Raw genomic sequence first — 20256 nt, forward strand, 5'->3', positions numbered from 1 at the left:
ACCGGTCGACCTCCCGACCGGGCGCGACCGGGGTCCGGTGCGTCCGTGCCCCTGTCAGCGTCCCCGGCGCGCGAGCCACTCCGCGTAGGTCTCGGTCCCGAGCGCGGCCCCCGGTCCGGGGAGCAGGCAGCGCCGCCGCGTCGTCGAGCACGGCCGGGTCCGCGACGAGGGCGCGCGCGGCGACGATGCCCGCCACGACGGCTGCTGCCGACGACCCGAGGCCACGGCCGTGCGGGATGCGGTTGACGCAGGTCAGGTGCAGGCCCGTGCGGGGGACGCCTGCGACGTCGAGGGCCTGGCGCAGCGCGCGGACGACGAGGTGCGACTCGTCCCCCGGCACCTCGCCGGCGCCCTCGCCCTCGACCTCGACGACGACCTCGTCGCTCGCGAGCGCGCGCACCTCGACCACGTCGTGCAGGGCCAGCGCGAGCCCGAGGGCGTCGAAGCCCGGTCCGAGATTGGCGCTCGTCGCGGGCACGGTGACCCGGACGTGGTCCGCGCCGAGCTGCATCAGCCGAGCCCGAGCGCGTCGGCGATCGACACGACGTCGGCGCCCACGCGCGTGGGCACGACCTCGCTCCCGTCGGCCGTGCGCAGCGCCCACTGCGGGTCCTTGAGGCCGTGGCCGGTGACGGTGACGACGATCCGCGCGCCCGCCGGCACGAGGCCGCGCTCGGCCCGCGCGAGGACCCCCGCGACGCCCGCCGCGGACGCGGGCTCGACGAACACGCCGACCTCGCTCGACAGGATCCGGTGCGCCGCGAGGATCTGCTCGTCGGTGACGGCCTCGATGACGCCGCCCGAGTCGTCGCGCGCGGCCTCGGCGAGCTCCCACGAGGCGGGGTTGCCGATGCGGATCGCCGTGGCGATCGTCTCCGGCTCGGTGATCGGGTGCCCGGCGACGATCGGCGCGGCGCCCGCGGCCTGGAAGCCCCACATCTGCGGCACGCGCGTGGCGACGGCGGCGAGCCCCTCCCCCGGGTGTCCCGGGGCGCCCTGCCCCGCGTACTCGCGGTAGCCCTTCCAGTACGCGGTGATGTTGCCCGCGTTGCCGACGGGCAGCGCGTGGATGTCCGGCGCGTCGCCGAGCGCGTCGACGATCTCGAACGCGCCCGTCTTCTGGCCCTCGATGCGGTCCGGGTTGACCGAGTTCACGAGCTCGATCGGGTGGGTGTCGGCGAGCTTGCGCGCCGCGACGAGGCAGTCGTCGAAGTTGCCGTCGACCTGCAGCAGGCGCGCGCCGTGCGCGATCGCCTGGCTGAGCTTGCCCATCGCGATCTTCCCGTCGGGGACGAGCACGGCGCACAGCATCCCGGCGCGCGTCGCGTACGCGGCCGCCGACGCCGACGTGTTGCCCGTCGACGCGCACACGACGGCCTGCGCGCCGCGCGCGGCGGCCGCCGAGATGGCCGTCGTCATCCCGCGGTCCTTGAAGGAACCCGTCGGGTTCATGCCCTCGACCTTGACGAAGACCTGCGCGCCCGTGCGCTCCGAGAGCGCCGGGGCCTCGACGAGCGGCGTGCCGCCCTCGCCGAGCGTCACGATCCGCTCGGACACGTGCGCCGGAAGGCGGTCCGCGTACTCCGCGATGATCCCGCGCCACTGGTGGGCCGTGCGGCGCGGCTGCGCCGGGTGCACCTCGGACATCAAGCTCCCTCGACTCTCAGGACGGACGTGACGGCGCGGACGGGCTCGAGCTCCGCGACGGACGCGACGGTCGCCGCGAGCGCCGACTCCGGCGCCGCGTGCGTGGTGATGACGAGCTGGGCGAGACCGGCGGTCGGCAGGTCCGCCGCGCCCGTGCTCTGGACCTCGGGGGCCGTCGGCTGGCGCACGGCCTCGATGGACACGCCGTGCGCGGCGAGCGCCTGCGCGACCTGGGCGAGCACGCCGGGGCGGTCGTCGACCGCGAGGCGCACCTGGTAGCGGGTCACGGCCGCCGTCGCGGGCAGGATCGGCAGCTCGGCGTAGGTCGACTCCTGCGGGCCCTTGCCGCCGAGCACGCGGTGGCGGGCGGCTGAGACGACGTCCCCGAGCACGGCCGAGGCCGTCGGGGAGCCCCCGGCGCCGCGCCCGTAGAACATGAGCTCGCCCGCCGACTGGGCCTCGACGAAGACGGCGTTGAACGAGCCGCGCACGCCGGCGAGCGGGTGCGACGTCGGCACGAGCGCGGGGTGGACGCGCACGGACACGCCCTCGGCCGCGGACCCCGCGGAGCGGTCGCCCCCGCCGTCGTGCAGCTCGGCGATCGCGAGCAGCTTGATGACGTGGCCGGTCTGCGCCGCCCAGGCCACGTCGTCCGCGGTGACCGCCATGATGCCCTCGCGCGCGACGTCCTCGAGCGACACGCGCGTGTGGAAGGCGAGGCTCGCGAGGATGGCGGCCTTCGCCGCGGCGTCGTACCCCTCGACGTCGGCGGTGGGGTCGGCCTCGGCGTAGCCGAGGTCCTGCGCCTCCTTCACCGCCTCCGCGAGGCCCGCGCCGGTGGACGTCATCTGGTCGAGCACGTAGTTCGTCGTGCCGTTGACGATGCCGAGCACGCGGCGCACGTGGTCGCCCGCGAGCGACTCGCGCACGGGCCGCACGATGGGGATGGCGCCCGCGACGGCGGCCTCGAAGTAGATGTCGACGCCGGCGTCGTCGGCCGCCCGGTACAGGGTCGGGCCGTCCTCCGCGAGGAGCGCCTTGTTCGCCGTGACGACGGCCGCGCCGGCGCCGATCGCGCGCAGGAGCAGCGCACGGGCCGACTCGATGCCGCCCATGACCTCGACGACGATGTCCGCGCGCTCGACGAGCGCCTCCGCGTCCTCGGTGAGCAGCGCACGGTCGATCACGGGGTCGCGCGGCGCCGCGGCGTCCCGCACGGCGATGCCGACGAGCTCGAGGCGCGCGCCCACGCGCGCGGCGAGGTCCTCCGCCTCCTGCGTCAGCAGCCGGGCGACCTGCGTGCCGACGACGCCGCAGCCCAGGAGGGCGACGCGCAGGGGCGGGTGGGACACGGCGGCAGACGGCACGACGGACCTTCCTCGGGGTTCGGGGGGGTGGCGCGGGCCCGAGCCGCGACCGGGCGCGGGCACCGCCGCGGACAGGATACGGGGCGGCCGGACCCGGGCGACCACGCCGCCCACGGTCCGGCCGGGCGACGCTCAGCCCAGGTCGAGCGCGAGCAGGTCGTCGACCGTCTCGCGGCGCACGAGCACGCGCGAGGCGCCGTCGGCGACCGCGACGACGGGCGGCCGGGTCAGGAAGTTGTAGTTCGAGGCCATGGATCGCCCGTAGGCGCCCGTCGCCGGCACGGCGAGCAGGTCGCCGGTGCGCACGTCGCCCGGGAGCATGACCTCGTGCACGACGATGTCGCCGCTCTCGCAGTGCTTGCCGACGACGCGCGCGAGCACGGGCTCGGCGTCGGACGTCCGGCCGACGAGCTCCGCGTGGTACCGCGCGTCGTAGAGCGCGGGGCGGATGTTGTCGCTCATGCCGCCGTCGACCGACACGTAGGTGCGCACGCGCCCGTCGGCGAGCTGGACCGGCTTGACCGTGCCCACCGTGTACAGCGTGAGGCCGGCCGGGCCGGCGATCGCCCGCCCGGGCTCGATGGAGAACCGCGGCAGCGGCGTGCCGAGGTCGGCGGCCGCGTCGGCCACGGCGCGCGCGAGGTCCCGCGCGACGTGCGCCGGGTCGAGCGGGGCCTCCCCCGGCAGGTACGCGATGCCGTACCCGCCGCCGACGTCGACCTCGTCGACGAGCACCCCCGTGCGCGCCGCGAGGTCCGCCCGCAGCTCGAGGACCGTGCGCGCGGCGACCTGGAAGCCGGTCGGGTCGAGGATCTGGGACCCGATGTGGGAGTGGATGCCGAGCAGGCGCAGCTCCGGGCGCGCGACGACCGCCAGGAGCGTCGCCATCGCGGGCGACGGCCCGTCGGCGCCGTGGCCGTCGGCACTCGCCGGCGCCACGACCGACAACCCGAACTTCTGGTCCTCGTGCGCGGTCGAGATGTACTCGTGGCCCCCTGCGTGCACGCCCGTCGTCACGCGGACCATGACGGGCGCGATCGTCCCGCGCGCCGCCGCGACCGCCGCGACGCGCTCCACCTCGGCGAGCGAGTCGACGATGATCCGCCCGACCCCGGCCTCGAGCGCGCGGTCGATCTCCGCGTCGGACTTGTTGTTCCCGTGCAGGCCGACCTGCGCCCCGGGCACGCCGGCGCGCAGCGCGACGGCGAGCTCGCCGCCCGACGCCGTGTCGACGCCCAGCCCCTCCTCGTGCGCCCACCGGGCGACCGCCACCGTGAGCAACGCCTTGCCGGCGTAGTAGACGTCGACGTCCGTGCCGACGGCGCGGAACGCCGTCTCGAACGCCGTCCGGTACGCGCGCGCCCGGGCGCGGAAGTCGGCCTCGTCGAGGACGTAGGCCGGCGTGCCGTGCTGGGCGGCGAGCGCGTGCACGCCGACGCCCGCGACCTCGAGCTCGCCGTCCGCGCGGCGCCGCACGCCGCTCGACCAGGGCTCGCCCGGGTGGACGGGCAGGCCGGCGCTCACATGCGCTCCGGCGCGGAGACGCCGAGCAGCCCGAGCCCGTTCGCCAGGACCTGGCGGACGGCGTCGTTGAGCCACAGGCGCGTGCGGTGCGTGTCCGTGACGTCCTCGTCCGGGTACGGCAGGACGCGGCGGTCCTTCTGCTGGTACCAGGTGTGGTAGTCGCCGGCGAGGGCCTCGAGGTAGCGCGCGACGCGGTGCGGCTCCCGGAGCTCGGCCGCCTGGGCGACGATGCGCGGGAACTCCGTGAGGCGCCCGAGCAGCGCGGCCTCGGACGGGTGGTCGAGCAGCGACGGGTCGAACCCGTCGGCGCGCGCGACGCCGCGGTCGGCCGCGTTGCGGTCCACCGCCGCCGTGCGCGAGTGCGCGTACTGCACGTAGAAGACGGGGTTCTCGTTCGTCGCCCGCGCGAGCAGGTCGAGGTCGAGGTCGATGCTCGTGTCCGCGGACGAGCGCGCGAGCGAGTACCGCGCGGCGTCCACGCCGACCGCGCCGACGAGGTCGTCGATCGTCAGGACCGTGCCGGCACGCTTGGACATGCGCACGGGAGCCCCGTCCTTGACGAGGTTGACGAGCTGGCCGATGAGGATCTGCAGGTTGCGCCCCGGCTCGTCCCCGAACGCCGCGCACACGGCCATCATGCGGCCGATGTACCCGTGGTGGTCCGCGCCGAGCATGATGATGACCTCGTCGAAGCCGCGCTCGCGCTTGTCGAGGTAGTAGGCGATGTCGCCCGCGATGTACGCGGCGTTGCCGTCCGACTTGATGACGACGCGGTCCTTGTCGTCGCCGAAGTCGGTCGTGCGCAGCCACGTCGCGCCGTCCTTGTCGAACACGTGCCCGCCCTCGCGCAGGCGCGCGACCGCGTGGTCCACCGCCCCGGACTCGTGCAGGTGGTCCTCGTGGAAGTAGACGTCGAAGTCGACGCCGAAGTCGTGCAGCGACGCCTTGATCTCGCCGAACATGCGCTCGACGCCCCGCGCGCGGAACGCCTCCTGCGCCTCGGCGTCCGGCAGCGTGCGCGGGTCGGGCTCGCCCGCCGCGACGGCGTCGGCCACGACGGCCTCGGCGATCTCGGTGACGTACTCGCCGCCGTACCCGTCCTCCGGCGCCGCCTCGCCGCGGGCGCGCGCGAGCAGCGAGCGCGCGAACCGGTCGATCTGCGCGCCGTGGTCGTTGAAGTAGTACTCGCGCGTCACCTCGGCGCCGCTCGCCTCGAGCACGCGCGCGAGCGAGTCGCCGACCGCCGCCCAGCGCACGCCGCCGATGTGGATCGGGCCCGTGGGGTTCGCGGAGACGAACTCGAGGTTGACGCGCTTGCCCGCCTCGGAGTCGCCGCGGCCGTACGCGACGCCCGCCTCGACGACCGTGCGCGCGAGCTCGCCCGCCGCCGCCGCGTCCAGCGTGATGTTGAGGAAGCCGGGCCCGGCGACGTCGACGGCCTTGACGCCCGGCGTCGCGGCGAGGCGGCCCGCGAGGTCCTCGGCGAGCGCGCGCGGCGTCGTGCCGGCCTTCTTCGCGAGCTGCAGCGCGACGTTCGTGGCCCAGTCGCCGTGCTCGCGCTGGCGGGGTCGCTCCACGTGCACGGAGGCCGGGACGGCCTCGGCGGGCAGGGCGAGGGTGCCGTCGGCGACGGCGGCGGCCAGGGCAGCGCTCAGCGCTTCGGAGAGCTCGTCGGGGGTCACCAGGCGATTCTACCGAGGCGCGCGGGCCCGCCGGGGCGGTACCGGACCGACGCCGGTCCGACACCGGACCGACACCCGACCAAGGCTCGGACGGCGCTGCTCGGAGCATCCCCGGCGTGCTGGTAGTCTCGTGCATCGCGTCCAGCGGTCGCGTCGCAACCGGGTTCGACAGGCCCCGCGGCGGTGCGGCCGAGCGGTGCGCACGCCCTCGTAGCTCAGTGGATAGAGCGTCTGCCTCCGGAGCAGAAGGTCGTAGGTTCGAATCCTATCGAGGGCACCTCTTCTGCTTCGGCAGGCCTCCTCCTTGCGCCCTGTTCTCTTGCGCCCCTCCCCGGCTCGTCCGCGCACGTTCGCTACGGTGGCACCATGACCGACGGCGGGTACGGCGACTTCGAGTTCGAGCGCCGCTTCCTCGTGCGCGACCTCCCGGCGACGCTCCGCGACGCGCCCGCGCTCGTGGTGCAGAGCTACTACCTCGCCGACGAGGGCTACGCGCTGCGCCTGCGGGCCACGGCGCCCGGCGTCGACGCCCCGATGCGCGCCGGGACGGACCCGGTCGCCGTCCTCGAGCGGTACGCGGCCGCCGTCGACCTGTGCACCCTCACCGTCAAGGGCCCCATGGCGGGCGGCACGCGCTACGAGGCGGAGCGGGTCGTCGACACGGCGGTCGGGCTGCAGATGATCCGCCGGGGCGGCGCGCGCGTCGTCAAGACGCGCTGGTCCGTGTGGCTCGGCGACGACGGCTGGGTCGTCGACGTCTTCGGCGGCGAGAACCACCCGCTCGTCGTCGCGGAGTGCGAGCGGTCCGGGCCGGTCACCGACCTGCAGATCCCCGCGTTCTGCGTCACGGAGCTCACCGACGACCCGCGGTTCTCCAACGACGCCCTCGCGAACCGCCCGTTCGCCCGGTGGCGCGGCGACTACGAGGCCGAGCTCGCGGTGTCGGGGCCGCGGTTCCTCCAGGGGTTCGGGCGCAACGAGCGCCTCCCCGAGCAGTGACGTCCCTCCAGCGGTGACGGCCCTCGAGGACGCCGGACGGGTCAGGCCCCGCCCATCTCCTCGACGCCCTGCGTGAACTCGAAGTGCCACGGCTCGTACGCGCCGCCGCCGCCGCGCTTGGCCCACGGCGGGTTCGCCCAGCCGTAGGTCGGGCCGTTCTCGTTGAGCCACGCGTACACCTCGCGCGACCCCGTCTCGATGGAGCACAGGTCGATCGCGAGGCCCCAGCCGTGCATCGACGTGCCCGGACGGGCGGCGAACGCGCCGCGCGTGCCCTTGAGCGTGACCTGCGTCGACAGCGTCCGGTAGGAGGAGACGAGGCACAGGTCGCGGCCGAAGTTGGCCCGGAACGCCTCGTTGAGCGCCGACAGCGCGACGGCGGCGTCGGGACGCAGGTAGTCCCCCGGCTGCCACAGCTCGCACAGCTCGTGCTCGTCGAGGTTGCCGTTCGTGCCCGACGGGCGGACCGACGGGTCGCAGCCGGGCAGCGGCTCGCGGTCGTAGGAGCGGGACGCAGCCGCGGCGCGCTCCACGCGCGGGGCCGCCGCGACGCTCTCGGAGACGGCGGGGGCGGTCGACGCCGCGGTCGCGAGGTCCAGCGCGCTCGGGCCGACGGGGCGGCCGTCGGTGTCGAACGGCGTGCCGCCGCCGGAGCCGTCGTCGGCGCCTGCCGACAGGGGCATCGCGATCGTCGCGACGGCGAGGGTGCTCAGCACGGCCATGCGAGGTGCCCAGCGGTGCGAGGCCGTCACCTGGGCCTGCGGGCGGCGCGACCGGCGCGTGCCCTGCTCGGCCTCACGGCGGGCCCGACGGGACTGGACGACGGGGGTGCCGGACTCCTGCGACTGCACCCGCCACCTGCCTCTCCACGTTCCGAGCCGGTCCAGACGGACCGGCGACGAGCCCCCTCCGCGCCGGCGGGCCCGAGGCCCCGGACCGGCGGTGGACGGCCGGCGTCCGTCCTCGACGGGGCCGACCAATCACGGAACAGTAACGAAGCACTCGGACGTTTCCAAGTCCGCTGCTCACAGCCGTGTAAGTCCCCCGCGACCTGCCCGGGGACCACGCCCCGCGGTCGCCCGGACGGTCAGTGGGGCCGGCGCTGCATCGCGTCGCGCACCTCGCCCACCAGCTCCTCGAGGATGTCCTCGAGGAACACCACGCCGAGCGTGTCCCCCGCGCCCTCGACGCGCGCGAGGTGGGCGCCGGACCGCTGCATCGCGCGCAGCGCGTCCTCGACCTCGTCCGCCGGTGCCGTCACCGCCAGCGCGCGCACCCGCCAGGCCGGGACGGGCCGGTCACGCGTCGCGTCGTCGGCGTAGAGCACGTCCTTGACGTGCAGGTAGCCGACGAGAGCGCCCGCGTCGTCGGCGACGGGGAAGCGGGAGAAGCCGGTCCGGGCGACGAGGCGCTCGACGTCGTCGGGCGTGCAGCCCTCGGTGAGGGTGACGAGGTCCGCCACGGGGACCATGACGTCCGCGGCCGTGCGCTCGGAGAACTCGATCGCGCCCGACAGCAGGCCCTGCTCGTCGCGCAGCACGCCCTCGGCCTGCGACCGCTCGACGATCGACTGCACCTCCTCGGCCGTGAACGCCGACGCCACCTCGTCGCGCGGCTCGACGCCGGTGGCCCGCACCGCGTGGTTGGCGAGCCAGTTCAGCGCGACGATCACCGGGCGCAGGGCGCGCCCGATCCACACGAGCGGCGGGCCGAACCACATGACGGCCGTCTCCGGCCCCGCGACCGCGAGGTTCTTCGGCACCATCTCGCCGAGCACCACGTGCAGGTACACGACGACCGCGAGCGCCACGACGAACGCGACCGGGTGGGCGAGCGCCGTGCTCAGGCCGAGCGCGTGCAGCGGCTCCTCGACGAGGTGCGCGAGCGCGGGCTCGGCGACGATGCCGAGCCCGGTCGAGCAGACCGTGACGCCGAGCTGCGCGCACGCGAGCATGAGGGACACGTTCTCCATGGCCCACAGCACGGTGCGCGCGCGCCGGTCGCCCTGCGCGGCGCGCGGCTCGATGGCCGACCGGCGGGACGAGATGATGGCGAACTCCGCGCCGACGAAGAAGGCGTTCCCGGCGAGCAGCAGCAGGCCGACGAGGAGGGCCGTCGTGGAGCTCACGACCCGACCTCCTCGGGCACCGGCCGTACCCCGACGCGCTCGACGCGCCGCCCCTCCATGGCCTCGACCCGCACGGCGACCCGGTCGGCGCCCTCCCCGACGAGCACCTCGTCACCCGGCTCCGGCACCCGGCCGAGCCGCGACATGACGAGGCCGCCGAGCGTCTCGTACGCGCCGCCCTCGGGGACCACGAGGGCCGTGACCTCCGTCAGCTCGTCGGGGCGCATGACGCCGGGCACGAGCCACGACCCGTCGGCGCGCCGGGCGGCGCCCGCCCGCCGCGGGTCGTGCTCGTCGGCGACGTCGCCCACGAGCTCCTCGACGACGTCCTCGAGCGTCACGACGCCCGACGTGCCGCCGTACTCGTCGACGACGACCGCCATCTGCAGCCCGAGGCCGCGCAGCTCGACGAGGAGCGGGCCGAGCCGCACGGTCTCGGGGACGCGCGGCGCGTCGACCATGAGGGCGGCGGCCGGCACCTCGCGACGGCGCTCGTGGGGCACGGCGACGGCGCGCCGCAGGTGCACGAGGCCGACGACGTCGTCCCGATCCTCGCCGATGACGGGGAACCGCGAGTGCCCGGTGCGGCGCGCGGCGTCGACGACGTCGGCCGCGGTCGCGTCGCGCTCGAGGACGACCGTGCGCATTCGGTCCGTCATGACGTCGACGGCGGACAGCTGCTCGAGCTCGATCGAGTTCGTGAGCAGGGTGGCGACGGAGACGTCGAGCGTCCCCTCCTGCGCCGACCGGCGCACGAGCGACGCGAGCTCGGACGCCGACCGGGCCCCCGACAGCTCCTCGCGGGGCTCGACGCCCACGCGGCGCAGGATCGCGTTCGCGGACCCGTTGAGGACCGCGATCACGGGCCGGAACAGCCGCGTGAACTGGCGCTGCAGCGGCACGACCTGGCGCGCGGTCGCGTAGGGCGCGCTCAGCGCGTAGTTCTTCGGGATCAGCTCGCCGAACAGCATGGAGAAGAAGTTCACGAGGACCAGCGCGAGGACGCCGGCGAGCACGGCCGCGACCGCCTCGCCGAGCGCCGTGCGCCCGAGCGCGTCGCCGACGAGCGACAGCAGCGCGGGCTGGGCGGTGTAGCCGAGGAGGATCGTCGTGATGGTGATGCCGACCTGCGCCGAGCTCAGCTCGGTGGACAGGTGCCGCAGCCCGGCGCGGACGCTGCGGTCGCGCCGGTCGCCGCCGCCGGGACTGTCGCCCTCCTCGTCGTCCCCCGCGCCCACGACGCCGGGGTCGAGGGTGACCAGGGAGAACTCGCTCGCCACGAACACGGCGGTGCCCGCCGTGAGGAGCACCCCGAGCGCAACCATCGCCCAGTCGCCTAGCACGAGGTGCTCCACCGATATCGACCGCTGCTGCTCATCGTGCGCACGATGCTAGCGAGCGGTGCCCGGCCCGCACGGTCGGACACCGCGGGACGGCCCGGCATATCCGCCGGACCTGGACCGACGTGTGCCAGGCTGTATCCCATGGCAGATCCGAGGTCAGCGAGCGCATTCCCCACCGGTGCCGGCGCGACGGCGAGCCGGACGCCCGCTCCGCCCACCGGCCAGCCCGGCCAGCAGACCGCCACGGTCCTCGTCGTCGAGGACGAGCCCGCGATCGCCACGGCGATCGCCCAGCGGCTCAGCGCGGAGGGCTGGCGCGTCGAGGTGGCGCGCGACGGGCTGTCGGGCGTCGACGCGGCGCACCGCCTGCGGCCCGACGTCATCGTCCTCGACGTCATGCTCCCGGGCATCGACGGGCTGGAGGTCACGCGTCGGATCCAGGCGGAGCAGCCGGTGCCCATCCTCATGCTCACGGCGCGCGACGACGAGACCGACATGCTCATCGGCCTCGGCGTGGGCGCCGACGACTACATGACGAAGCCGTTCTCCATGCGCGAGCTCGTCGCGCGCCTCAAGGCGCTGCTGCGCCGCGTGGACCGGGCGGCCCAGGCGGCGAGCGCGTCGCCGACCGAGCCGCCGATGGTCGTCGGCGACGTGACGATCGACAAGGCGCAGCGCCGCGTCCACCGGAACGGCGAGGAGGTGCACCTGACGCCCACGGAGTTCGAGCTGCTCGTCATGCTCGCGAGCTCGCCGCGGACCGTGCTCACCCGCGAGCGCCTCCTCGCGGAGGTGTGGGACTGGGCCGACGCCAGCGGGACGCGCACCGTCGACTCGCACATCAAGGCGCTGCGCCGCAAGCTCGGTGCGGACCTCATCCGCACCGTGCACGGCGTCGGGTACGCGTTCGAGCCGCCCGCAGGATGACGTCGCTCCCCGACGGCCCGGACCGGGCCGGCGCGCCGGCCCCGCTCCACCGCGGGCACGCCAAGCGCCCCCACCTGCCGGACGTGCGGCCGCTCGACTCGTTCCGGTCGCTGAAGATCAAGCTCGGCGTGCTCGTCGCGGCGACGGTCACGCTCGCGGTGCTCATCACGTGGATCGGGCTGCAGAACCAGCTCGGGCCGTCGCGCACGTTCCCGCTCGCGATCGTCCTGTCGCTCCTGCTCACGCAGGTGCTCGCGCGCGGCATGACGTCCCCGCTGCGCGAGATGACGGCGGCGGCGCGCGCCATGGCGGACGGTGACTACACCCGGCGCGTGCGCGCGACGAGCCGGGACGAGGTGGGCCAGCTCGCGGTGGCGTTCAACGTCATGGCGGAGGACCTCGCGACGAGCGACCAGGTGCGGCGCGAGCTCATCGCGAACGTGTCGCACGAGCTGCGCACGCCGGTCGCCGCGCTGCAGGCGCAGCTCGAGAACGTCGTCGACGGCGTCTCGCCGCCCACGCCCGCGACGATGGAGATGGCGCTCGCGCAGACGGAGCGCCTCGCACGGCTCGTCGCCTACCTCCTCGACCTGTCGCGCCTCGAGGCCGGCGCGGCGGACCTCAACATCACGAGGATCGACGTCGGCGACTTCCTCGAGGAGAACGCCGAGGCGGTCTCGATGGTCGACGCGGCGAAGGGCCTGCGGTACGTCGTCGACGTGACCCCGCCCGACCTCGTCGTCGAGGCGGACCGCGAGCGGCTGCACCAGGTCGTCGTGAACCTCCTGCAGAACGCGATCCGCCACTCCCCCCACGGCGGGGAGATCCGGCTCGAGGCCTACCCCGTCGACGACGACGTCGTCGTCGAGGTCGTCGACGAGGGGCCGGGCATCGCCAAGGAGGACCGCGAGCGCATCTTCGAGCGCTTCGCGCGGGCGAGCGCCACGGGCGCGCACGCCGTGCCGGGCGGCTCGACCGGAGGCACGGGCATCGGCCTGGCGATCGTCCGCTGGGCGGTCGACCTCCACGGGGGGCGCGTCGAGGTCGCCGACTCCCGGCGGGGCGCGACGATGCGCGTGACGCTCCCGGCGCACCGGTCCGCGGCGCGCGTCGACGGGGCCCTCGACGGGGGTGTCGACGGCGTCGTCGACGACCACCGCGACGACGACCGCGCTGAGTGAGATCGGTCACACCTGCGCCTCGGGATACCCGGCGATGGGCTGGAAATCCACGATCTTGCCCGCATCCGGGCCGACCGTTGCCTCACGTTTGCCTCGGTCTGACGTCGGCGCAGACCTCACCCGGGAGGCCCCACGTGGCGTCGGCCGACGCGACGCCCGAGGGCCTACCCTGGAAGGGTCCGGGACACCGGACGAGTCTGTGCCGGGGCGCGCCGTCGTCTCGTCGACACGCGCCGACACGACTGTGACCGACAGCGACCTGTGGTGAAAGTGGGCGATCCGCGCGTGTCCCCGAAGGCTGAGTCAGAGGCGATCAGCGACGCAAGCTCCGTGTTCGGAGCGAACGAGTGGCTCGTCGACGAGCTCTACGAGCAGTACCTCCAGGACAAGCACGCGGTGGACCCCGCGTGGTGGGACTTCTTCGAGGACTACCGGCCCGCGGAGCGCTCCGAGGACGCCGCGACCGGGACGGCGCCCGCGCCGGCTCGCGACGAGTCGCCCACGAACGGGGCCGCGCGGGCGAGCGCGCCCGCCCGGCCGACGCGCGCCGGCTCGCCCGGCTCGTCGACCTCATGGACGCCGTGCGCGACCACGACGACGAGGTGCTGCGGGTCGGCGCCCAGTTCCACGGCGAGATCGAGGCGCTCGCGGACAACCGCTGGTGCTCCGCGCTCCTGCGGCAGATCCGCGGCCACGTCGACCGGTACCGCGCGCTCGTCGCCGGGCGCCGCGCCGGCACCACGGACCACGTGGACGAGCACCGCGCCGTCGCGGACGCCGTCGCGGCCGGGGACCCCGCGGCCGCGGAGGCCGCGATGACGGCACACATCCACCGCAGCGCCGCGCTCGCCGAGCAGGCGCTGCGCGACGCCGAGACCAGCTGACCGACGACCGAGAGGCAGCCATGCCCTACACCCACCACCTGCGGGTCCACCCGAGCGCGGAGCGGCTCGACCGGACGGACCAGCTCGCGTGGAAGCTCGCCGAGCTCGCGACCGACGACGTGGCGGTGACGCCCGAGGTCGTCGACATGGTGGTCAACCGGGTCATCGACAACGCCGCGGTCGCCGCCGCGAGCCTGACCCGCGGCCCCGCCGTCGCCGCCCGCGGGCAGGCCCTCGCCCACCCGTACGCGCCCGGCGCGGCGGTCGTCGGCTGCGGCCTCGCGACGCGGACGAGCCCCGAGTGGGCGGCGTGGGCCAACGGCGTCGCCGTGCGCGAGCTCGACTTCCACGACACGTTCCTCGCCGCGGAGTACTCCCACCCGGGCGACAACATCCCGCCGGTGCTCGCGGTCGCGCAGCACGCCGGGGCCGACGGCGCCGCGCTCGTGCGCGGGATCGTCACCGGCTACGAGGTCCAGGTCGACCTCGTGCGGGCGATCAGCCTGCATCGCCACAAGATCGACCACGTCGCGCACCTCGGACCGTCCGCCGCGGCGGGCATCGGGACGCTGCTGGGTCTCGACACGGAGACCGTGTTCCAGGCGATCGGCCAGGCGCTGCACACGACGACCGCCACGCGCCAGTCCCGCAAGGGGCAGATCTCCACGTGGAAGGCGTACGCGCCCGCGTTCGCGGGCAAGGCCGCCGTCGAGGCCGTCGACCGCGCGATGCGTGGCCAGACGTCGCCCGAGCCGATCTACGAGGGGGAGGACGGCGTGGTCGCCTGGCTGCTCGACGGCCCGGACGCCGCGTACGACGTCGTGCTGCCCGGCCCGGGCGAGCCGCGCGCCGCGATCCTCGACACGTACACCAAGGAGCACTCCGCGGAGTACCAGTCGCAGGCGCTCATCGACCTCGCCCGTGCGCTGCACGCCGAGCACCCGTGGCTCGCGGACCCCGAGAACGTCGCGGGCGTCGTCATCCACACGAGCCACCACACGCACCACGTCATCGGCTCGGGCGCGAACGACCCGCAGAAGTACGACCCGGCCGCGTCCCGCGAGACCCTCGATCACTCGGTCCCGTACATCTTCGCCGTCGCGCTGCAGGACGGCGGGTGGCACCACGTCGGCTCCTACACGCCCGAGCGGGCCGCGCGCCCGGACACCGTCGCGCTGTGGCGCAAGATCACCACGGCCGAGGACCCGGAGTGGACGCGCCGCTACCACTCGACCGACCCCGCCGAGAAGGCGTTCGGCGGCCGGGTCGAGATCGAGCTCGCCGACGGCGGGCGCCTCGTCCGCGAGATCGCCGTCGCCGACGCGCACCCGCTCGGCGCGCGCCCGTTCGGCCGCGAGCAGTACGTGCGCAAGTTCCGCACCCTCGCCGACGGGGTCCTCGAGGAGGCGGAGATCGAGCGGTTCCTCGGCCTCGCCGAGCGCCTGCCCGAGCTGACCGCCGCCGAGGTGCGCGAGCTCACGGTCGTCGCGCGGCCCGGTCTCCTCGACTCCGTGCCGACGCCCACCGGGCTCTTCGAGCTCGGCCGCCCCGCGCCGCCCGCGGACGTCGAGGGCGAGGGGTTCACGATGCACGAGGCGAGCGAGGGGGAGGACGCCTGATGCTGTACAGCCAGGTCACGCCGTCGGACAAGCGGCGCGCGTTCCGCGCGGCGCTCGACGCCGCGGCGACCACGGGAGAACCGCTGCGGCTGCCGGGGGCGTTCAACCCGCTGTCCGCGCGGCTGATCCAGGACACGGGTTTCGAGGGCGTCTACGTGTCCGGGGCCGTGCTGTCCGCCGACCTCGGCCTCCCGGACATCGGGCTCACCACGCTCACCGAGGTCGCGGGGCGCTCGCAGCAGATCGCCCGCGTCACGGACCTGCCCGCGCTCGTCGACGCGGACACCGGCTTCGGCGAGCCGATGAACGTGGCCCGCACGGTCCAGACGCTCGAGGACGCCGGCGTCGCGGGCTGCCACGTCGAGGACCAGGTCAACCCCAAGCGGTGCGGGCACCTCGACGGCAAGGAGGTCGTCGGGCTCGACGAAGCCACCAAGCGCGTGCGGGCCGCGGCCGATGCGCGGCGCGACCCCGGCTTCCTCGTCATGGCGCGCACCGACGTACGCGGCACCGTCCCCGGCCCGGACGGGCTGCGCCTCGCGATCGACCGCGCGAAGGCGCTCGTCGACGCGGGCGCCGACGCCGTCTTCCCCGAGGCGATGGCCGACCTCGCCGAGTTCGAGGCGGTCGCGTCGGCCGTCGACGTGCCCGTGCTCGCGAACATGACCGAGTTCGGCAAGTCCGAGCTCTTCACGCGGCGCCAGCTCGGCGACGCGGGCGTGCGGCTGGTCATCTACCCCGTCACGCTGCTGCGCGTCGCGATGGGCGCCGCCGAGCGCGCGCTCCGGGAGATCGCCGAGACCGGCACGCAGGCCGGCCAGGTCGAGGGCATGCAGACGCGCGCGCGGCTGTACGAGCTGCTCGACTACGCGGCCTACAACGCGTTCGACGAGGGGATCTTCACCTACCGACCGTGACCCGAGCCCGACCGCACGACGGATCCGCATCACGAAGGAGTGAGCGCATGACCAGTCCCGCTGCACCGACCACCGCCGACGCCCCGGAGATCCGCAAGGGCCTCGCGGGCGTCGTCGTCGACGTCACCGCCGTCTCGAAGGTCAACCCCGACACCAACTCGTTGCTGTACCGCGGGTACCCCGTCCAGGACCTCGCCGCGCGTCGGTCGTTCGAGGAGGTCGCGTACCTCCTGTGGCACGGCGAGCTCCCCACGCCCGCGCAGCTCGCCGAGCAGACCGCGGCCGAGCGCGCCCAGCGCGCGCTGCCGGGGAACGTCGCGGACGCCGTGCGCGAGCTCCCGACGACGTGCCACCCCATGGACGTCGTCCGGACCGCCGTGTCCCAGCTCGGCGCGCACGACCCCGACGCCGCGGACTTCTCGCCCGCCGCCGAGCAGGCCAAGGCGCTGCGGCTGTGGGCCGCGCTGCCCGCCGTCGTCGCGCTCGACCAGCGCCGCCGCCGCGGCCAGGAGCAGGTCGAGCCGCGCGACGACCTCGGCTACGCCGAGAACTTCCTGTGGACGACGTTCGGCGAGGTGCCCGACCCGGCCGTCGTCCGGGCGTTCGAGGTGTCGATGGTCCTCTACGCCGAGCACTCGTTCAACGCCTCGACCTTCACCGCGCGTGTCATCACGTCCACGCTCTCGGACCTGCACTCCGCGGTCACGGGAGCGATCGGGGCGCTCAAGGGGCCGCTCCACGGCGGGGCCAACGAGGCCGTCATGGCGACGTTCGCCGAGATCGGCTCTGCGGACCGTGCGGCCGCGTGGCTCGACGACGCGCTCGCCGCGAAGCGCAAGATCATGGGCTTCGGGCACCGGGTCTACAAGCACGGCGACTCGCGCGTCCCGACGATGCGCGCCACGCTCGACGACCTCGTGCGCCACTACGACCGCCCCGACCTCCTCGAGCTCTACACCGCGCTCGAGGCGGCGATGGCCGAGCGCAAGGACATCCTCCCGAACCTCGACTACCCGGCCGGGCCGGCGTACCACCTCATGGGGTTCGACACCCCGATGTTCACGCCGCTGTTCGTCGCGTCGCGCGTCGTCGGGTGGACCGCGCACGTCATGGAGCAGCGGGCGGCCAACGCGCTCATCCGGCCGCTGAGCGAGTACGTGGGCGAGCCGCAGCGGGAGGTGCCCGGCGCCTGAGCCGGGATCGTCCCCGGAGCCCGTGACCCGGGGACGTCCGGGAGGCAGGGCGAGGGCTCAGCCGACGAAGCGCTCCAGCTCCGCCCGGTCGACCGGCTCGCCGCGGTGGATCAGCGCCTTGACGTCCTCCATGCGGTCCCACACGTTCACCGCCATGCCCGCCTCGACGCGGCCGTCGTGGACCCAGAACGCGACCAGCTCGCGGTCGGCGACGGACCCGCTGACGACCACCTCGTCCACCGCCTCGGGATGCGCGACGAAGCCGAGGTACTCCATGCCGACGTCGTACTGGTCGGAGAAGAAGTACGGCAGCTCGGCGTAGGGCTCGGTCGCGCCGAGCATCGACCGTGCGGCGTGCGGGCCCTGGCTGAGCGCCGTCGCCCAGTGCTCCACGCGGAGCGCGCGCCCGTACCGCGGGTACGGCACGCTCGCGACGTCGCCCGCGACGAACACGTCGGGGTCGGTCGTCTGCAGGGTCGCCGAGGCGACGACGCCGCCCGTGGCGGAGTCGAGCGCGAGCCCGGCCGCCTGCGCGAGCCCGACGTCCGGGGCGGCGCCGACGGCGACGAGCACGAGGTCCGCCTCGACGTGGGTCCCGTCGGCGAGCGCGACGCCCGTCGCGCGGCCCTCACCCGTGATCGCGACGGCCTGCGCGCGCCGGTGCAGGTGCACCCCGTGCCCGGCGTGGACCTGCCCGTACAGCTCGCCCATCTGCGGACCGAGCACGCGCTCGAGCGGGTGCACGCCCTGCCCGACGACGCTCACCTCGAGCCCTGCCGACCGGGCCGACGCCGCGACCTCGAGCCCGATCCAGCCGTCGCCGACGATCGCGAGGCGGCCCGCGCCGTCCCGGCGCGCGGCCTCGAAGGAGGCGACGAGCCGGTCGCTGTCGTCGAGGGTTCGCAGGTAGCGGACCCCCTCCTGGTCCGCGCCCGGCACCGGGAGACGGCGCGGCTGCGACCCGGTGGCCATAAGCAGCTTCTCGTACGGCAGCGTCCGGCCGTCGTCGAGCGCGACCGTCCGCGCGGCCACGTCCAGCGCGGTCACCGTGGTCCCGGTGAGCAGCTCGACGTCGTGCTCGGCGTACCAGGCGGCGTCCAGCGGGAACACCGCGTCACGCCCGGCCTCGCCGCGCAGGTAGTCCTTCGACAGCGGCGGCCGCTCGTACGGCGCGTGGGCCTCGCGCGTGACGACGGCGAGCCCGCCCTCGTAGCCCTCCGCACGCAGCGTCTCGACCGCCTTCGCGGCCGCCAGACCTCCTCCGACGACGACGATCCGGCCGACCTCCACGGGGACCTCCGCTGCTCGGGTGCCTGGGTCGCGGCCAGTGTCTCGCGGGACGCCGTCCCGCGCCCGCGGGCCGGACGGTGCGGACGGAAGGCATGTCTGCCCCGTCGTGCGGCGGGTGAAGTTCGTCGCACGGATGCCGGGGAACGTGTGTAAATGCGGCTCAAACGGGCAACGCCGTCACAACTGAACGAGTGTCCAAGATGTGAACGTTCATCTGGACTGTGCACCATGCGGGCATGTCTTGGGTGGCGGTCGGCTGGGCGATGGTCGTCCTCGGATCCGGGGCGACGGTGCTCTTCGCCCGCCGGGCCCGGGTGCGCGCGTCGACCGGGGCCGACGGCCTCGCCGTCGGGTGCGGGGCAGGCCTCGCGCTGTGGGGTGTGATCGTCGTGATCGCGGCGACAGTGCTCCAGCGGGCGTGACGGTGCGTCGGCCTTCCTCCCGCGCAGGGGGATGGGAGGAGGGCCGACGTCACGCCCGCAGAGCCCGGCCGAGCCGGGCGACGGACGTGCGGAGCTCTTCGAGCACGCGCGTGTGGACGTCCTCGTCCCGCCCGTAGGGGTCCTCGACGTCCGGCGCGCGGAGCGTGCCGAGCCTCGCGCGCAGGCGGCCCGCCGAGGCGAGCAGCGACCGCAGCCTCGTCTCGTCGTCGTCGCCCTGCCGCAGCGCCGGGTCGGCGTGCTCCGCGAGCAGCACGAGCTCCGTCAGGAGGAACGTGCGGCGCAGCGCGCCCGGGGCGTGATCGAGGACCACGGCACGCTGCCGCGCCGTCATCGTCACCACGACATCGCTGGCTCCCACGAGCGCGGGCGTCAGCGCGCGCGCCGCGAACGTGGCGTGGTCGAGACCGAGCGCGGAGAGCCGTCGCGCGACGGGCTCCGCGACGGGCGAGCCGACGACCGCCTGCGTCCCGGCGCTCGTGACGTCCACCGACGCGTCGAGCGCGTCGGAGAGCAGGAGCTGCGCGGCGGGGGACCGGCAGATGTTGCCGGTGCACACGGCGAGCAGGCGGAGCACGGCGTCCTTCCGTCGCAGGTCGTCGGGCAAGGCGCCCGGGGCCTGGTTACCGTAGCGCGAGCGGTACCGCTCTGCCGGGCGGTGACGACGGGGGCGAGTCGCGGGGGGCGACATGGTGCACGACGGTTGGGGTCCGCGCTGGGCAGGGGCGACGCCCTCGGTCACGGTCGAGGAGCGGGAGCGGCCTCCGACGCGGCGGCCCGCGCCGAGTGTGCGGCACCGACGCGTCCGTCGGCGTGTGCTCCTCGCGGTGGGCCTGCTCGCGCTGCTCGTGGCGGCCTGGGGCGCGTGGCTCGCGGGCGACGTCCTGCGCGCCCGGTCGGCGTTCGAGGCCGCGGCGGCCGATCTCCCGGTGCTGCAGGAGCAGGTACGGGCGGGCGGAGACGTGTCCGCCCGGATCGACGAGGTGCAGCGCGCCGCGTCGACCGCGGCGCGGGCGACGACCGGGCCGCACTGGCGGCTCGCGCACCACCTCCCGGTCGTCGGCGACGACGCCCGTGCCCTCGGCGACGTCGCCGCTGCCGTGGACGGCCTCGCC

General features: G+C 75.0%; 18 protein-coding genes, 1 tRNA gene and 2 pseudogenes. 11 read left to right on the forward strand and 10 right to left on the reverse strand.

Features of this window, described 5'->3' with window-relative positions:
- The 5 genes from JZ5iCDA_RS07705 to argS all read right to left on the reverse strand — a co-directional run.
- Window positions 1-511: GHMP family kinase ATP-binding protein (locus JZ5iCDA_RS07705; protein WP_436967393.1), on the reverse strand; the 511-nt coding region annotated here is incomplete at its 3' end.
- On the reverse strand, window positions 511-1647 hold the full coding sequence (thrC, locus tag JZ5iCDA_RS07710; RefSeq protein WP_069386645.1) for a threonine synthase: 1137 nt from the start codon (window positions 1645-1647) through the stop codon (window positions 511-513). The genes JZ5iCDA_RS07705 and thrC, both read right to left, overlap by 1 nt.
- Window positions 1647-3014 (reverse strand): homoserine dehydrogenase, encoded by a 1368-nt coding sequence (locus tag JZ5iCDA_RS07715; protein WP_069386646.1) that lies wholly within the window; start codon window positions 3012-3014, stop codon window positions 1647-1649. Before JZ5iCDA_RS07715 ends, thrC begins: the two co-directional genes overlap by 1 nt.
- Window positions 3015-3146: 132 nt before the next feature.
- A complete protein-coding gene (lysA, locus tag JZ5iCDA_RS07720) occupies window positions 3147-4538 on the reverse strand; it encodes a diaminopimelate decarboxylase (protein ID WP_069386647.1) in 1392 nt (463 codons plus the stop codon).
- Window positions 4535-6220 (reverse strand): arginine--tRNA ligase, encoded by a 1686-nt coding sequence (gene argS / locus JZ5iCDA_RS07725; protein ID WP_069386648.1) that lies wholly within the window; start codon window positions 6218-6220, stop codon window positions 4535-4537. The genes lysA and argS overlap by 4 nt, the downstream gene beginning before the upstream one ends.
- A gap of 204 nt (window positions 6221-6424) precedes the next feature.
- Here argS and JZ5iCDA_RS07730 point away from each other — a divergent pair.
- Together JZ5iCDA_RS07730 and JZ5iCDA_RS07735 are read left to right on the forward strand one after the other, a co-directional pair.
- Window positions 6425-6497, forward strand: a tRNA-Arg gene (locus JZ5iCDA_RS07730).
- Between the two features lie 89 nt (window positions 6498-6586).
- Window positions 6587-7219, forward strand: a complete 633-nt coding sequence (locus JZ5iCDA_RS07735) for a hypothetical protein (RefSeq protein WP_069386649.1) — start codon at window positions 6587-6589, stop codon at window positions 7217-7219.
- Window positions 7220-7260: 41 nt separating this feature from the next.
- Here the strand turns inward: JZ5iCDA_RS07735 and JZ5iCDA_RS07740 are convergent, their stop codons facing one another.
- The 3 genes from JZ5iCDA_RS07740 to JZ5iCDA_RS07750 form a co-directional block, all read right to left on the reverse strand.
- Complete coding sequence (locus JZ5iCDA_RS07740; RefSeq protein WP_069386650.1) at window positions 7261-8070, reverse strand: M15 family metallopeptidase; 810 nt, start codon at window positions 8068-8070, stop codon at window positions 7261-7263.
- A 236-nt stretch (window positions 8071-8306) separates the two neighbouring features.
- Window positions 8307-9347 carry a hemolysin family protein gene (locus tag JZ5iCDA_RS07745; protein ID WP_069386651.1) on the reverse strand — a complete coding sequence of 347 codons (1041 nt, stop codon included), beginning with the start codon at window positions 9345-9347 and terminating at the stop codon, window positions 8307-8309.
- Window positions 9344-10690 (reverse strand): hemolysin family protein, encoded by a 1347-nt coding sequence (locus JZ5iCDA_RS07750; RefSeq protein ID WP_069386657.1) that lies wholly within the window; start codon window positions 10688-10690, stop codon window positions 9344-9346. Before JZ5iCDA_RS07750 ends, JZ5iCDA_RS07745 begins: the two co-directional genes overlap by 4 nt.
- A 141-nt stretch (window positions 10691-10831) precedes the next feature.
- On the opposite strand from JZ5iCDA_RS07750, the gene JZ5iCDA_RS07755 reads away from it, so the two are divergent.
- From JZ5iCDA_RS07755 to JZ5iCDA_RS07780, 7 genes and pseudogenes are all read left to right on the forward strand, one after another.
- Window positions 10832-11617 (forward strand): response regulator transcription factor, encoded by a 786-nt coding sequence (locus JZ5iCDA_RS07755; protein WP_083259777.1) that lies wholly within the window; start codon window positions 10832-10834, stop codon window positions 11615-11617.
- Window positions 11614-12798: a sensor histidine kinase gene (locus JZ5iCDA_RS07760; protein ID WP_083259778.1), complete on the forward strand. Its 1185-nt coding sequence runs from the start codon at window positions 11614-11616 to the stop codon at window positions 12796-12798. The genes JZ5iCDA_RS07755 and JZ5iCDA_RS07760 overlap by 4 nt, the downstream gene beginning before the upstream one ends.
- Window positions 12799-13128: 330 nt before the next feature.
- A pseudogene (locus tag JZ5iCDA_RS19660) lies at window positions 13129-13182 on the forward strand (hypothetical protein); the annotation flags it as partial.
- A gap of 23 nt (window positions 13183-13205) precedes the next feature.
- The gene (locus JZ5iCDA_RS17930) at window positions 13206-13682 is read left to right on the forward strand and encodes an FCD domain-containing protein (protein WP_171905321.1); all 477 of its coding nucleotides are present in this window, start codon (window positions 13206-13208) and stop codon (window positions 13680-13682) included.
- A 20-nt stretch (window positions 13683-13702) separates the two neighbouring features.
- A complete protein-coding gene (locus JZ5iCDA_RS07770; RefSeq protein ID WP_083259780.1) occupies window positions 13703-15301 on the forward strand; it encodes an MmgE/PrpD family protein in 1599 nt (532 codons plus the stop codon).
- Window positions 15301-16218 (forward strand): methylisocitrate lyase, encoded by a 918-nt coding sequence (gene prpB, locus JZ5iCDA_RS07775; RefSeq protein WP_069386653.1) that lies wholly within the window; start codon window positions 15301-15303, stop codon window positions 16216-16218. The genes JZ5iCDA_RS07770 and prpB overlap by 1 nt, the downstream gene beginning before the upstream one ends.
- Before the next feature lie 47 nt (window positions 16219-16265).
- Window positions 16266-17411 (forward strand): bifunctional 2-methylcitrate synthase/citrate synthase, encoded by a 1146-nt coding sequence (locus JZ5iCDA_RS07780; RefSeq protein ID WP_069386654.1) that lies wholly within the window; start codon window positions 16266-16268, stop codon window positions 17409-17411.
- Window positions 17412-17468: 57 nt separating this feature from the next.
- Here JZ5iCDA_RS07780 and JZ5iCDA_RS07785 read toward each other — a convergent pair whose 3' ends face one another.
- Window positions 17469-18701 carry an NAD(P)/FAD-dependent oxidoreductase gene (locus JZ5iCDA_RS07785; RefSeq protein ID WP_069386655.1) on the reverse strand — a complete coding sequence of 411 codons (1233 nt, stop codon included), beginning with the start codon at window positions 18699-18701 and terminating at the stop codon, window positions 17469-17471.
- A gap of 236 nt (window positions 18702-18937) precedes the next feature.
- Here JZ5iCDA_RS07785 and JZ5iCDA_RS18335 point away from each other — a divergent pair, with 236 nt between their 5' ends.
- The gene (locus tag JZ5iCDA_RS18335; protein ID WP_139123018.1) at window positions 18938-19123 is read left to right on the forward strand and encodes a hypothetical protein; all 186 of its coding nucleotides are present in this window, start codon (window positions 18938-18940) and stop codon (window positions 19121-19123) included.
- A gap of 49 nt (window positions 19124-19172) precedes the next feature.
- On the opposite strand, the gene JZ5iCDA_RS07790 is transcribed toward JZ5iCDA_RS18335, so the two are convergent.
- Window positions 19173-19718: a hypothetical protein gene (locus JZ5iCDA_RS07790; protein WP_069386656.1), complete on the reverse strand. Its 546-nt coding sequence runs from the start codon at window positions 19716-19718 to the stop codon at window positions 19173-19175.
- 238 nt (window positions 19719-19956) lie between these two features.
- Between JZ5iCDA_RS07790 and JZ5iCDA_RS07795 the strand changes: the two are divergent.
- Window positions 19957-20256 (forward strand): annotated as a pseudogene (locus JZ5iCDA_RS07795) (hypothetical protein); the annotation flags it as partial.

Origin of the sequence: Cellulosimicrobium cellulans, from assembly GCF_001722485.1 — a bacterium.
Taxonomy (GTDB): domain Bacteria; phylum Actinomycetota; class Actinomycetes; order Actinomycetales; family Cellulomonadaceae; genus Cellulosimicrobium; species Cellulosimicrobium cellulans_A.

Excerpts from the sequence above, each read along its gene's own strand:
- thrC (WP_069386645.1), bottom strand. The coding sequence starts at position 1,647 with ATGTCCGAGGTGCACCCGGCGCAGCCGCGCCGCACGGCCCACCAGTGG.
- JZ5iCDA_RS07735 (WP_069386649.1), top strand. The coding sequence starts at position 6,587 with ATGACCGACGGCGGGTACGGCGACTTCGAGTTCGAGCGCCGCTTCCTC.
- JZ5iCDA_RS07755 (WP_083259777.1), top strand. The coding sequence starts at position 10,832 with ATGGCAGATCCGAGGTCAGCGAGCGCATTCCCCACCGGTGCCGGCGCG.
- JZ5iCDA_RS07760 (WP_083259778.1), top strand. The coding sequence starts at position 11,614 with ATGACGTCGCTCCCCGACGGCCCGGACCGGGCCGGCGCGCCGGCCCCG.
- JZ5iCDA_RS07770 (WP_083259780.1), top strand. The coding sequence starts at position 13,703 with ATGCCCTACACCCACCACCTGCGGGTCCACCCGAGCGCGGAGCGGCTC.
- prpB (WP_069386653.1), top strand. The coding sequence starts at position 15,301 with ATGCTGTACAGCCAGGTCACGCCGTCGGACAAGCGGCGCGCGTTCCGC.
- JZ5iCDA_RS07780 (WP_069386654.1), top strand. The coding sequence starts at position 16,266 with ATGACCAGTCCCGCTGCACCGACCACCGCCGACGCCCCGGAGATCCGC.
- JZ5iCDA_RS18335 (WP_139123018.1), top strand. The coding sequence starts at position 18,938 with ATGTCTTGGGTGGCGGTCGGCTGGGCGATGGTCGTCCTCGGATCCGGG.